Source organism: Photobacterium marinum (assembly GCF_000331515.1).
In the GTDB taxonomy this organism is placed as follows: domain Bacteria; phylum Pseudomonadota; class Gammaproteobacteria; order Enterobacterales; family Vibrionaceae; genus Photobacterium; species Photobacterium marinum.
In genome coordinates, this window is record NZ_AMZO01000021.1 from 174,774 (window position 1) to 189,174 (window position 14,401).

Genomic DNA, 14,401 nt, shown 5'->3' on the forward strand with positions numbered 1-14,401 from the left:
ACTATATACACCTGAATTCATAGTGGAGTTTATTGAATATTCAGGAACAAGTAAGAGTAACAAGAACTGCGGTAAGGCCATAGCGCCAGAACCGCTATTTGCGTAAAATTTCTGCTAATAAATTTATTAGTTATTATTTTTTTATCGCCACTTATACCCCTTGAGACAGGAACTTTGTTATCTTATGCGCACCTCCTAACTGACTGAACTAACATGCAAAACAGCCGCTTGAAACTTGCTTTGCGCCGTTATTGGGCAAATGACAGAATCAATTACAGTATTAGGGTTTTAATTGCGTTGGTCGGCGTTGCACTGCCTTGCTGGTATTTCAATGCTAACAATGAAGTAACCCCTCTGGTACTGGGTATCATCGCGTCAGCGCTGGCCGAGACTGACGATAACCTCAGCGGACGAATCAAAGCTCTGCTGATGACCCTCGCCTGTTTCATGTTTGCGGCGTTTTCGATCGAGATTCTATTTGATTATCCCGTTCTCTTTGCGATCGGGCTGTTTACGTCCACCTTCGGCTTCATCATGCTTGGCGCGATGGGAGCCCGTTATGCCAGCATCGCCTTCGCTTCTTTGCTACTGGCGGTCTATACCATGCTGGGTGCGGAGCACAGCCCGAACTTATGGTACCAGCCAATGCTGCTGCTTGCCGGCGCGTCATGGTATGGTCTGTTGTCACTAGGCTGGCAGTTGCTGTGGCCTAACCATCCGGTGCAACAAGGTTTGTCAGCAGTATTCAGTGAGCTGGCCTGTTATCTCGACAGTAAAAGTAAGCTGTTTGAGCCCGTCACCAACTTGCAACCGCAACCTTTACGCCTTGAAGCGGCCAGCCAGAATGCAAGAGTGGTTGCTGCCTTAAATACCGCCAAAGCGACTCTGCTGCACCGCGCCCGCCGCGGACACCCTAATGAAACTGGCGACAAATTCCTGAAGATTTATTTTCTTGCTCAGGATATCCATGAACGTGCCAGCTCATCACACTATCGCTACCAGGATCTGGCTGACACATTTCGTCGCAGTGATGTCCTGTTTCGTTTTCAACGCTTGCTGGAAAACCAGGCCGTCGCCTGCCGGGAGATAGCTCATGCTCTGGCTATGGGTAAACCCTATCGTCACGGTGCCGACAGTGTCAGAGCACTCGATGAACTCCAGGAGTCACTGCTGTACCTGAAAAGCCAGCAGCAGCCTCAGTGGCGAAGCCTGATAAACCAACTGGATTATCTGTTCAATAACCTTGCTACGGTAGAGCGGCAGCTGTCTAACGTCAGTAACCCGGATGTGGCTCAGACCGGAACAGACACTGAACTGGCCGACACCGAAGCCCGCAGCATGCAAGAGCGCTGGCAGCGGATCACCAGTCAGTTCAAACCCGACTCTATGCTGTTTCGCCATGCCCTGCGAATGGCTATCGCCCTGACAGTCGGTTACGGCTGCATCCAGGCATTGGAACTTGAGCGAGGTTACTGGATACTGCTGACGACGCTGTTTGTCTGTCAACCAAACTACAGTGCGACCCGACAAAAGTTGGTGCAACGAGTGCTGGGAACTTTAGGCGGTCTGCTGGCAGGTATTCCATTGCTATACCTGTTCCCTGGCCAGGAAGGACAGCTGGTTCTGATGGTGCTTGCCGGAGTGCTTTTCTTCAGCTTCCGCACAGCACGTTACGGGCTGGCTACAGCATTCATAACCCTGCTGGTACTGTTCTGCTTTAATCAATTGGGCGAGGGCTATGCCGTGATCCTGCCTCGTCTGGGTGATACCTTGCTGGGATGTTTACTGGCAGTACTGGCTGTGAGCTTTATTCTGCCGGACTGGGAAGCAAGACGCCTGCACAAAGTGATGGCATCGGCTATCACCACCAACCGAGATTATCTGGGACAGATTATCGGCCAGTACCGGATTGGTAAAAAAGACAGCCTGCACTACCGTATTGCCCGTCGTAATGCACACAATACGGATGCTCAGCTGAGTACGGCAATCAGCAATATGCTGGCCGAGCCGGGCCGCTACCGAATGGCCACCGATGAGTGCTTCCGCTTCCTGACACTAAACCATGCCATGTTGAGTTATATTTCAGCACTGGGCGCACACCGCACCCGACTGGGCGATGAAAGTACTCATCAGATCCAGCTGGTATCACAGGCCTACCGTCAAATCCATGCCCACCTTGAGTGCCTTGCAGAACAACTGGATGGCAACCAATGTTGTAATGCACCGGATTCCGATCTGGAGCTGGAGCAACGTCTGGCCCAATGGCAGGATGAGGACTGCGCTTCCGTCCGTATGGTGCTGCAACAATTGCACCTGATACAACGAATGCTGCCTGAATTACACTCACTGGCAAACAAGCTGGCAGCCAGAACCAATAAGGGTTTGTCATGATTTTAGAAACAGAACGACTTCGTATTCGGCATCTGACTGAGCAAGATGCCACATTCGCACTCAAACTCTACACAACAGAGCCTTTCCTGCGTTTCGTCGGAGATAAATCACTGAAAACGGCAGATGATGCCCGTCAGTACTTACTAAATGGCCCAATCAGTATGTATCAGTCACACGGTATCGGACTTAGCCTTGTCGAAATAAAAGAATGTGGTACACCCGTGGGTATCTGCGGACTGATCAAACGAGATACATTGGATGATATCGATATCGGCTACGGTTTCCTGCCAGAGTATTTTAATCAGGGATATGGCTACGAATCCGCTAAAGCGATGATGGATTTTGGCCGAAATGAGCTGAAAATCGATAAAATTGTCGCCATCACAACATCAGACAATGATTCCAGTATCCGATTAATTAAACGGCTGGGGCTGAATTTTGTCCGCAATATTGAAGAACCTGAAGGTGAGCCTGCTTTGGGGTTATATGAGATAACTTTTAATAGTTAAGCCATTATCAAAACTACCTCCAGAAAAGTTGACCACAAAAATAAAGCCCGCCATGAAAACCATGACGGGCTTTTAACTTCCTTTTGTATAGGCTAACTGTTATTTGGTTGTCACATCCAGTTTCAGGCTTGCACCCTCACTTGAAGGATCGCTAACTACAGTGACATACTGCCAACCGCTTTGTGGGTTGTTGATTGTCAGAGATTCCTGATTGCCTTCATTAGTTGACTTAGCAGAGAAGTAATTTGTTTCTGCCCATGTGTAAGGGCTGTAGTAAAGATCAATATTACCTTCACCGTGAGCTGTGTTGATATTGATGCTTTCAACATCATCGTTCACAAAGAAGTAGTAGTAAGCTTTACCGCCTCGGTTACTTACACAAACAGTCTCGCCGTAGTTGACCTGACCGTAGCCATATGGTCCCTGGTACTTACAGCTGTCCGGCACAACGCTCGGTGTTGGAGTGTTACCACTTAGCGAAGTGTCATCGCTCTGAACAGTCAGCAGCCAGTTGTACCATCTTTGATCCAATGAATAACCGATTGATGTATTGATGTAATTCAACCAGCCCTCTGCATCACCTGCACGAGCATATCCCATCAACTGATCAACCATCTCTGGTGCTTCTTCAAACATGAAGCGAACAGCCAGGTAGCCCCAACGATAGATACGTTCCTGACCGCTAGAGTAATTGTTGTTCATGATTTCACTCAGGCGATAGCTGCGCTGACGGGCAAAATCGATCGCTTCGTCATAACGGTTTTGGTGAGAGATGTACTCAGCCAGACCTTCTGACCACCAAACAGACTTACCGGTATCTGTACGGAAGTGATTGAACGGACCATACATATTGAAGCGGCCGTCCAGGTAGTGGATGTATTCATGGCGCAGGTTCCACACCAGAATGTCGTCACGCCAGGTTGCTTCGTGAGCAATAAAGCGAGCCTGATTACCTTCTACAGAAGGATCACCTTCCAGATACATACCACCGTTATCTGTGCTGATGCCAAATAACGTACCAGCATAGTTACGGTATTCATCAGCAGAATCGAAGATATTCACTTCCAGGTTGGTATTGAAATCATCAGCCACTGGCTGGTTGTCTGTTTTCAGTACTTTGTGGAACAAAGTTTCTTCAGCCGCTAACAGATCACAAGACTGCTGAAGCTCAGACTGCGTCATATTCTGAGCACGGATTTTGATGGTATCACTACATGAGTAATGAATGCTCAACACCTGATTAGCCAAACCTTCTTTCCAACCGCAGATGTTGAATTTTTCACACTCACCTGGGTTGTACGATTCCAACTGTCCGGCAGCAATTGCCCATGGGTTTGAATAACGATCAAAGTGAGACATAAAGTCTACGATGCCATTATTGATTTCAGTTTTAAATTCTTCTGGCAACTTCCAGTAGCGCTGATATTCAAGGAAGCGAGCATACTCTCTCAGCGCATCAGTCGCTTCATAGCTGTATTCAGAGTTATAGATATACTCTGAGTTCGCAACTTTCAACAAAGCCTGACGAAGCGCGGTATGCTGTTCAGCAGCCTTGGTATAGGTCGCATCCCAGCTAGCACGGTACAGCACGGTTAATGCGCTGGTCAGTGCATTACGGTGTGCCCAGCTTTGTAAATGCTCAGGACTGAATTCGTTTAAATAACGGGTAACAACATCAACACTCTGGAGATAATTTTTGCTGCTATCCCATGTTGTAAAGAATTCACCCAGAGTGCGTCCCTGATCTTCAGTCAGTTCAGAAATATGAGGGTTACGACTATATGCTTCTAACAACGGAAGCATAGCCTGATGTGGTTGGTTATTCTGATAAGTGAGCTGATTGTTATTATATTCTACGTAGAATGCACCACGCAGATAATAGAACAAGTTATACATATCATCGCCAGTTGACGAATCATATGTTTGAGCGATCTGAGCAGCCCTTCTTGCAACATCAATAACTTTAGATGGCTGATAAGTATTTACAGCAACTGAATCATTACGACGATAAAGCTGGCCGATACATTCACCCGAAGTTTCCCGAATAAAGTTAAATAACGCCTCACCAGATAGTGATGCAAACTTATTATAATCAGGGCAAGTATTGGAATCGGCAAATTCCATCAAAGAGCGAGTTTCAATTGGTGTTTTCTCGCGAAGTTCAACCTGTGTTGGCGCAGGAATGGTAATCGGAGCCATAATTTCAGCTGGAGACTGAACTTCCTGCACTGAAATATCCTGCTCAAAATTAATTACGCCAGATGGTGGTAATGGTTGATGATTCTCAGCATTATTTGCGAAAACCGGACTGCTAGCTAATAAGGAAGTTATCAATATTGATAATCCTTTTTTGGTAATAGCCATACTGATTCCTTTTCTTGATTATTATTTTTCGAGTAGATCTAACCCTCACGAACTGAGTCATGATTAAGATCATTTCTGATTTCTGTTGTGAAATTTCTTTTACCAAGAAATTATATTAATCACTCTACAATATATTTGAGACAGACATCACTTGATTTATTTATAGGTTCATGCCAAGTTTTGTTTTTTTGAACTTTGTTCCACCAAATAGCTATTTGACGATTTTTTTGTGCTGATTTAGGTGATGAGACTGTTTTTATGACTAATATTTATCCTTTTCAGCAGTCATTTATTACCTTAAAAATTGAAATCATCAGTAAAAATAAAGCCAGCAACTTTTCAGCTGCTGGCTTTTATTTACCCTAGATAGCTATTAATTAACTGGCGATCAGAGCCTGCACTTTCTCCTGCAGTCCACCCGCAGAGACATCAGCCGGGGCGACAGCTTTGTCGGCTACAACTTCCACTTTTGACCAGAAACGAGATGGCAACGTTGTAAATGCCCGACCGTTACAATGACTGAAGAACGATCCCCAGACACCTTTCAACCCAAGCGGAATAACCGGCACAGGATTTCGGCTGATGATCTTTTCTATCCCTTTCTTAAACTCGTTCAACTCACCTGTTTTAGTCAATTTTCCTTCAGGGAAAATACAAACAATCTCTCCGGCAGCCAGCTCCTCACTCACTTTGTCAAATGCCTGCTGATAAGTTTTCGGTGACTTGCCACGAGCACAAATCGGAATAGTTTTTGCCCATTTAAAGAAATACTTAACCACTGGGATATTTGCAATGTCTTTGTCCATAACGAAACGTACCGGACGAGGACAGGAACCGGCAATCAGTAAAGCATCCACATAACTGACATGATTACACACTAATACCGCCGCTCCCTGCTCAGGAATATTTTCCAGATCCTTATGGCTGACACGATAGATGGTATGACTCAATACCCAAATAACAAAGCGGAGCAAGAACTCATGAACCTGAGAAAACACATACAGTGAAACCAACACATTCAGCACAGAAATCATCAGAAATAACTGCAATATCGAAAGGCCAAGAACATTCAGCACCAGCACAGCAACCACCGCACTTAGCACCATGAACAAAGCATTCATGACATTATTGGCGGCGATAGTCTGTGCCCGACTTTTTTCTTCGCTACGTTGTTGAATAAGCGCATTCAATGGCACGACAAAAATACCACCACTTGCACTCACCAAAGCCAGATCTGCAAGTAACCTTATGTTCTCACCATGGTTCAGAAAAGCCGTAACCGTCATACCTTTTTCTGTGACCAGCTGTTGGCAGGCAAAATACAGATCAAAACCAAAGATGCTGATGCCAAGAGCGCCAATAGGAATAATACCCAACTCTATTTTTCCACCAGACATTTTTTCACAAATCAGGGAACCTGCTGCAATCCCCACAGAAAAAACGGTCAGTAATAAAGTCACCAACTGAGGATTACCACCCAAGAATTCTTTGGCAAAGTTAGGTAACTGAGTCAGGTAAGTTGCACCGATAAACCAAAACCAACTTATTGCCAAAATAGACAGGAATACAGTACGGTTTTCTTTTGCGTGACGAACGGTGCGAATTAATTGAGAAGCGGGATTCCAGTTCACCGAAAGCTCAGGATCATTGGCTTTCGCATAAGGGATCGAGCGACTGGCCAAGTATCCAAACACAGACAGCAAAAGTACTGATATCACAACTAACATTGTTGAAAACTCAGAATCAAACAGAAGTCCCGCACATACAGTTCCGCCCAAAATAGCGGTAAATGTTCCCATTTCAACAACGGCATTACCACCAACCAGTTCTTTACCATTGAGGTGTTGTGGCATCAAAGCGAACTTCACCGGACCAAAAAGTGCAGACTGTGCCCCCATCAGGAATAGCGCCACCAGCATCCCCGGCACAAACTGAAACCACACAGCCAGCGCACCACCGGACATAATCACTATCTCTGTAAGTTTAATCTTACGAATTAACGACGATTTCTCGTATTTATCCGCCAACTGGCCACCAATGGGTGAAAGCAGGAAAAATGGAAGAATAAACAGCCCAGCGGCCAGATTAATCAGTGCGGTACTGGATTCCTGGCTGTACAGCCCTGAAAAAGCAATGAATAACAGCAGCACATTCTTAAACAGATTGTCATTAAATGCACCCAAAGCCTGAGTCATAAAAAAAGGCAAAAACCGCTTTTTCCCCAGTAACGAAAACTGATTCATAACTTTTCCTCGTTGAAATCATCTGTCTTTGTGAGTTGATGTAGTTACAATACAACCCAATCGAACAATGTTCAATTAAAATTTACATTGTTTTTTATCATTGGAGCTAAATCAAGGAATTAATGAAACGAGATGAAAGCTGCGATATTGCCAATGACAAAGATAAGAAAGCCGTGACTATTGCCACGGCCTTAAGATTTAACTGATAAGCAAAAAGCAATCAGGCTTGGGATTCATCAAAAGTTTCCTGTAAAGCAAACTTCAGATCATTTTCAGCTTGTGCCAGGGCCTTACCGGCCTGCTGGCGCTTAACCCTACCTTCCTTCACATGGTTTAGGGTATTTTTCAGCGTCTCAATAGTCAGTTCATTCACCTTCTGAAGCGACTCAATATCCAGAATACCACGCTGGTAGTTTTCCGATATCTGCTCTTCCAAGGCTTTCATTTTTTCAGCATTTTGAATGTACTGCTTATTGGTGTAGTCCTTAATTGAGCGCGTTACCTTCAATGCTTTCTCTTTTTCAAAATTCGAGATAGCAATCAGGAACTGACGTTTCCACAGCGGAAGGGTGTTATGAATGATGTCCTGGATATCTTCCATGAGCATCTTATTACCTTCCTGCGAAAGGCGAATTTGCGGTGCGGTCTGAATCGCTGCCATCCTAGTGAGACAAAGATTGTGCACCCGCTTCTCAAGCCGAGACATCACCTGGAGCGCATCACGATAAGCCTGGCTGTCCAGCGCATCTCCACTCTGATCTGCTTTATTTTTAAGCTCAACCAACTCAACATTTTTCAGCTTTTCGACACGGATTTGTCCGGCATGAATATAAATATCCAACTGATGTAAAAGTGACAGGTTTTCCTTGTAAAGCCCGTCCAGTTGTTGAATATCACTGGCTAACTTTACTTCCAGAGCTTCCAGTTTATCGGCCAGCTCATCCAGCTGACCTTTAATGCTATCGAAGCCTTTGACAAACTTACCAAAAGAGTAGAACAGCTCGCCAATCAGCGGTAAGCGCGACAAAAAGCTGCCCTTACCCAGCTCATCAAAGTAAGAGCTGCTCATATTGCTAACCATAGCCTGCAAAATTTCACCCGCATCCCCGGTATCTCTAGCCCTGACATCAGACAGAACCCGGTCAGAAAATGCGGTGATGCTTTGCAACGCCTCTTTGCCGAAAACCAATGTTGAAACCGTATCAAAAGGATTAAGCTGTTCAGCTAATGCCTCTGCCCGCTGTTTTTCGGTGTCACTCAACCGCACTTCAACAGCTATTGATGATTCTTGTGTCATAAGGTTCCTTCTTCACTGTAATTAGGAAACATCTGCCATCGATTTTGAAAAAGTAGAAATCATCAGCCAATGATTTATCGGAAGGAAAAATAATACTGTTCGTAATTTATTCTTTATTAATAGGCATCATCCACCAAAGCACCATATGCAATCTAACACACACCAACGATGTAAGTTTTGTCCTAAAAAAATAATTGCGGCTAAATTCACATGTGTTCTGATCGAATAAAAAAATACATACCCATTATTTCGGTTTGCTCTGGTTTTTCCCAACTACAGAACCAATACAGTACAGAAAACCACCAACAGACCAACTTGAGGATATTTTAACCATTAATTACTTATTTAGTGTTCAATCAAACTAGGTTTAACGGTAGAATCCAGCCTTCCTTTCCGAACAACGCTGTAACCATGATTGATTTCTCCATTTTGCCGGTGTACCTGACTGCGGTAATTGCACTTCTGCTGATCCCGGGACCGGATATGTTATTGATTGCCAGCTCCAGCCTGAGCTATGGCAAAAAAGTTGGTGTCTTTGCCAGCCTTGGTAATGCCACATCTGGCGTAATGCTGACCCTTTTGGCGGCTATGGGCGTTTCAGCCCTGATTGCGATGAACCCGTTTGCGCTGGAAGTACTTCGTGTACTGGGCGGTGCTTACCTGCTGAAAATGGGCTGGGACTGTATGCGCACCCAGGCAGCCGATGCTCCGGAAGTTGAGCAACAGTCTGGCCTGGCGATGACTCTGTACCGCCGCGCTGTGATCAGCAACCTGTTAAACCCTAAAGCTCTGATTTTCTTTGTTCTTTTTCTGCCACAATTTGTTTCCTCTCAGATAACAGCTACATCTGGTGAACAGATGCTGGTGCTTGGCCTGCTGCTGAATGTACTAGGACTGCTGTTTAACCTGTTTCTGGTCACTATGGTCGGTAGCCTAGGACAATCACTGCTGAAGAATGACAAATTCCGAACTAACCAGCATAAGTTTATGGGGCTGATTTTCTTCATTCTGGCTATTTGGCTGCTGGCATCTCAAATTCCGACGCCATAACCTTGCTTTCCGAATCACATAAAAAAGAGCGCCCGCAAGTTTTGCAAGCGCTCTTTTTATTTAACCAACTGATCTTGTTTTTCTGACTGCTTTAAACTCTTTACTGCTTATTGATTAGCAAAATACGAGTTTCATAAGGCCGTAGTGCAAAACAGTTACTCGGAGTCTGCTCCATCACCTCTCCATAGTTTGACAGTACGTACTCACCTTTTTCAGCTTCAATCTCTTGCGGCAGGAAGCACTCTGCTACTTCACCGTAGTAGTTGTTAATACAAACCAGAATTTGAGATTCAGACTCACGTTTGTAACAGAATACTCGGTCACCTTCCGGCATCAGATCGGTATAGTCACCGGTCGTAATCACCTCGATTTCCTTACGCATCGCAATCAGCTTACGGTAGAAATGGAAGACGGAGTTTTCATCGGCTACTGCTTTATCTGCGTTAATTTCCGGATAATTTGCAGCTACTTCCAGCCATGGTTGTCCCTTCGAAAAACCTGCGTACTGGCTATCATTCCACTGCATCGGGGTGCGAGAGTTATCGCGCGACTTTTGAGCCAAAATCGCCAGCATATCGTCCTCGCTAACACCCTGCTCGTTCACCATGATGTCATACATATTCGTACTTTCTACATCACGGTACTGCTCAATTGAAGTGTAGCCAGGGTTAGTCATGCCGATTTCTTCGCCCTGATAAACATATGGAGTTCCCTGCATCATATGTACCGATGCAGCCAGCATCTTGGCAGATTCCACTCTGTATTGCTGATCATTCCCCAGGCGACTCACGACGCGTGGCTGGTCATGGTTACACCAAAACAATGCGCCCCAACCTTTTGCGTTCAGGCCAAGTTGCCAGTGATTGAAAATTTGTTTCAACTGATGGAAATCAAACGGTGCTTTGGTCCACTTATCACCGTTAGGATAATCAACCTTCAGGTGATGGAAGTTGAACACCATAGACAGCTCTTTTCCGTCAAGCGATGAATACTGCTGACAGTGCTCCAGCGTTGTTGACGACATTTCACCGACAGTTACAGAACCATACTTCTGGAAAACGGCCTCACTGATTTCCTGAAGGTATTCATGAACACGAGGACCATCAGTATAAAATCGACGGCCATCACCGATGTCATCACTCGGGAAGTCCTGCTGTTTGGAAATAAGGTTAATCACATCAAGGCGGAAACCATCAACGCCTTTTTCAGCCCAAAAGCTGATGATGTCTTTCACTTCTTCACGAACCTTCGGGTTTTCCCAGTTCAAATCAGCCTGCTCTTTCGCAAACAGATGCAAGTAATACTGACCGGTTGCTTCATCCAGCTCCCAAGCGTTACCGCCGAATTTCGATTGCCAATTGTTTGGTTCTTGGCCTTCAACCGGATCTTTCCAGATGTAGTAATCACGGTACGGACTGTTTTTATCGCCCAATGCCGACTTAAACCAGGCATGTTCAGTCGAAGTGTGGTTAACCACAATATCCATCACGATTCGGATGTCGCGCTGATGAGCTTCTTCAAGCAGGTGATCAAAATCAGCCATGGTGCCGAAATCTGGATTAATGTTGTAGTAATCAGAGATATCGTAACCATTGTCGACCATCGGCGAACAATAGACGGGGGTCAGCCAAATCGCATCCACACCCAATGTATTCAGATAATCGAGCTTTGAAATAATCCCTTGAATATCGCCCGTACCCTGACTGCCACTGTCACAAAAGCTTTTAGGATAAATCTGGTAAATAGTAGCCGTACGCCACCATTCGAATTGCTCTTTCATCGTGTATTGCCTGATCGTTAATTTCTTTTCGAAGATGTGGCCGCCGGTATAACCGGCGACCCGAGAGAAGTGTTTGTTACGCAGTTTGGGGAGACTGCTCCAACTGACCTTTAGCTTGTGCACGTTTGTACATCACCAATGTCAGGGCAATCGGAACAATAACGGCCACCAGCATTGCTACCAGATAAACCATCCAGTACTGAGGCTGAATTGACAGAATGCCAGGCAGACCACCAACACCGATACCATTTGCCATCACACCAGCACTACCACAGATAGCGGCGGCAATCGCTGAACCAATCATGGCGCTCAGCATCGGAAACTTGTATTTCAGGTTGATACCGTACATCGCCGGCTCTGTAACACCTAGGTAAGCAGAGATTGCTGCCGGTACTGAAATTTCGCGTTCATTGTGTTTTTTGCTAATCCAGATGATACCCACCACCGCAGATGCCTGAGCAATGTTAGACAGAGCAATCAAAGGCCAGATTGGCGTACCGCCCATATCCTGCATCAGTTGAAGGTCAATAGCGTTTGTTGTGTGGTGAACACCGGTAATCACCAGCGGCGCATAAAAGAAGCCGAAGATCATGGAGCCCAGAACTGCAAAGTCACCTGTCATCGCAACTTTAGCCGCATAGCCGACACCATCACCCAGCATACGACCGAACGGACCGATGAATGCGTGAGCCAGAACCACCGCCAAGATGATAGAAACGAACGGTACGATAACCAGGTACAGATACGCTGGAATAATACGCTTCAAGTTGGTTTCAATAACTGCCAGAGCAATACCGGCCAGCATCGCCGGGATAACTTGGGCCTGATACCCGACCTTTTCAATCACAAACAAGCCAAAATCCCAGCTTTCAGGAACCTGCTGACCAATGAGGTAAGCATTCATCAGCTGAGGTGAAACCAGTGTGACACCCAGTACGATACCCAGAATCGGCGTACCACCCAGTTTTTTCACCGTAGACCAGCAAACGCCAACCGGCAGGAAGAAGAAGATAGCTTCACCGATCAACCACAGGAAGGAGTGTACCGTCGCCCAGAACTGACTGATTTGTGTCAGTGTCTGACCGTCGAACATGCGGATATCGCCGATCACATTACGGAAGCCAAGAATCAGACCACCGGTGATAATCGCTGGCAACAATGGAACAAAGATTTCGGCAAGGTGTGAGATCCCACGTTCCAACAAACTCATGTTCTGGCGAGCGGCCACTTTGGCTTCTTCCTTACTTGCGCCAGCACTACCTGTCAGCTCAGTCAGTACTTTGTAAACCTGGTCGACTTCTGTACCAATTACTACCTGAAATTGCCCCGCATTGGTGAAACAACCTTTCACCATAGGGATCTGTTCAATGTCCTTAACGCTAGCCTTGTCAGTATCGCTTAGCACGAAACGCAGGCGTGTCAGGCAGTGGCTGACACTGGCAATGTTTTCACTGCCCCCAATCAAGGTCACCAGACGCTCGATTTGCTGTCGATTAATCTTACTCATGCCGATATCCATCTTTGGTTTAATAGGAATGTCGTAGTTGTGTTTCGCCCAATGGGAATGTTCCCACCAATTGATAAGAATAATGACAAACCTATCGGAAAAATAAAATGGGAACATTCCCATAGCGTGAATCAGTTCACAATGTAGCGCTATTCTGCAACCACGATCACACTCTATAAAATGATCTTAGAATGCCTGCTACAAGCTTGCCTGCTGAGTCAAATGAGTCACCTCATGCTGGCCGTTAAGCTGTTTAATCAACAAGTTAGCAGAGGATTGTCCGGCCTGATGATAACCGGGGTCAATACTGAAGGTATTAGGATAAATAAAGGAGAGAAGATCTGTCGCCCCCACACCGGAAACCTGAATATCGGTACGGTTCAGTTCCTGAAGTCGCTTGGCAACGCCCATGGCTAGGGTATCACTGGCACAAACTATAGCCTGAGTTTTCGTCTTGATCACATCATCGGCCAGTTGATACGCACTTTCATGACTCAGTTGTCCAGTCTGATAACACGACTCAATACCAAAGCGCTGACAACACTCCAGATAAGCATTAAGACGCATCAGACCTGTGGTCTTATCACTCGGATCAACACCAACATAACTGATATTCTGCTTACCCTGTTCAATGAAATGGTTCATCGCCAGCTCAATAACACCCTGATTATCATAACCAACAGATGAAATACTGTCGGTATCTACCGCGATCACAACCGCCTTGTGCTTGAGCTTCTCAATTGATGACAAATCACAGTCAGAAAAACCAAACACAATCACCCCGTCTACATTACGTTTCTGCAGTACTGCAAGGTGTTCATTCGTTTTTTCCGCGCTGAACTGACTTTCCATGATCACAGCGTCGTAGCCAGCCTGGTAGATCACTTCCAGAATTCCGCGTACCGCTTTGTTTTCCGATGTGGAATCCAGACGAGACAAGATAATACCGACAACTTTCGCACTGCCGCCGCGCATCGCCTGAGCCGATTTTGACGGCACGTAACCCGACTCACGGATCACCTGCTCCACCTTTTCACGGGTTTCCGGCTTTACTTTCGGATCATTGGTAAGTACACGCGAAACCGTTGATTTACCAACACCGGCCAATTTCGCGATATCTAAAATAGTAAGCTTTTGAGTCATAAGTCAGTACAAACAGGGACAACGCCCTCTATTGTCACTGTCAGGACAAGGATTTCAATCCTTTTCCTTAACGCAAACTTAAATTTCCTTATATTCAGAACAAATGAGAGTAATTTT

The 14,401-nt window shown here is 45.6% G+C and carries 9 protein-coding genes; 3 read left to right on the forward strand and 6 right to left on the reverse strand.

Going from position 1 to position 14,401, the window contains the following annotated elements; translation table 11 throughout:
• Positions 1–213 precede the first annotated feature (213 nt).
• Together yccS and C942_RS15070 are read left to right on the forward strand one after the other, a co-directional pair.
• Entirely contained in the window at positions 214–2,391 is a 2,178-nt protein-coding gene (gene yccS / locus C942_RS15065; protein WP_036800368.1) for a YccS family putative transporter, read from the forward strand.
• On the forward strand, positions 2,388–2,900 hold the full coding sequence (locus tag C942_RS15070) for a GNAT family N-acetyltransferase (RefSeq protein WP_007467111.1): 513 nt from the start codon (positions 2,388–2,390) through the stop codon (positions 2,898–2,900). The genes yccS and C942_RS15070 overlap by 4 nt, the downstream gene beginning before the upstream one ends.
• A gap of 99 nt (positions 2,901–2,999) precedes the next feature.
• On the opposite strand, the gene C942_RS15075 is transcribed toward C942_RS15070, so the two are convergent.
• The 3 genes from C942_RS15075 to C942_RS15085 all read right to left on the reverse strand — a co-directional run bounded on the left by C942_RS15075 (position 3,000) and on the right by C942_RS15085 (position 8,804).
• Entirely contained in the window at positions 3,000–5,264 is a 2,265-nt protein-coding gene (locus tag C942_RS15075) for a M9 family metallopeptidase (RefSeq protein WP_007467113.1), read from the reverse strand.
• 377 nt (positions 5,265–5,641) lie between these two features.
• Positions 5,642–7,507 (reverse strand): MFS transporter, encoded by a 1,866-nt coding sequence (locus C942_RS15080; protein WP_007467114.1) that lies wholly within the window; start codon positions 7,505–7,507, stop codon positions 5,642–5,644.
• A gap of 220 nt (positions 7,508–7,727) precedes the next feature.
• Positions 7,728–8,804: a toxic anion resistance protein gene (locus tag C942_RS15085; RefSeq protein WP_007467116.1), complete on the reverse strand. Its 1,077-nt coding sequence runs from the start codon at positions 8,802–8,804 to the stop codon at positions 7,728–7,730.
• Between the two features lie 411 nt (positions 8,805–9,215).
• On the opposite strand from C942_RS15085, the gene C942_RS15090 reads away from it, so the two are divergent.
• On the forward strand, positions 9,216–9,854 hold the full coding sequence (locus C942_RS15090; RefSeq protein WP_007467119.1) for a LysE family translocator: 639 nt from the start codon (positions 9,216–9,218) through the stop codon (positions 9,852–9,854).
• A gap of 100 nt (positions 9,855–9,954) precedes the next feature.
• Here C942_RS15090 and treC read toward each other — a convergent pair whose 3' ends face one another.
• The 3 genes from treC to treR form a co-directional block, all read right to left on the reverse strand.
• Positions 9,955–11,634 carry an alpha,alpha-phosphotrehalase gene (gene treC, locus C942_RS15095; RefSeq protein WP_007467120.1) on the reverse strand — a complete coding sequence of 560 codons (1,680 nt, stop codon included), beginning with the start codon at positions 11,632–11,634 and terminating at the stop codon, positions 9,955–9,957.
• Positions 11,635–11,710: 76 nt separating this feature from the next.
• Complete coding sequence (gene treB / locus C942_RS15100; RefSeq protein WP_007467122.1) at positions 11,711–13,141, reverse strand: PTS trehalose transporter subunit IIBC; 1,431 nt, start codon at positions 13,139–13,141, stop codon at positions 11,711–11,713.
• Between the two features lie 198 nt (positions 13,142–13,339).
• Complete coding sequence (treR, locus tag C942_RS15105) at positions 13,340–14,284, reverse strand: trehalose operon repressor TreR (RefSeq protein ID WP_007467124.1); 945 nt, start codon at positions 14,282–14,284, stop codon at positions 13,340–13,342.
• Positions 14,285–14,401: the final 117 nt, after the last annotated feature.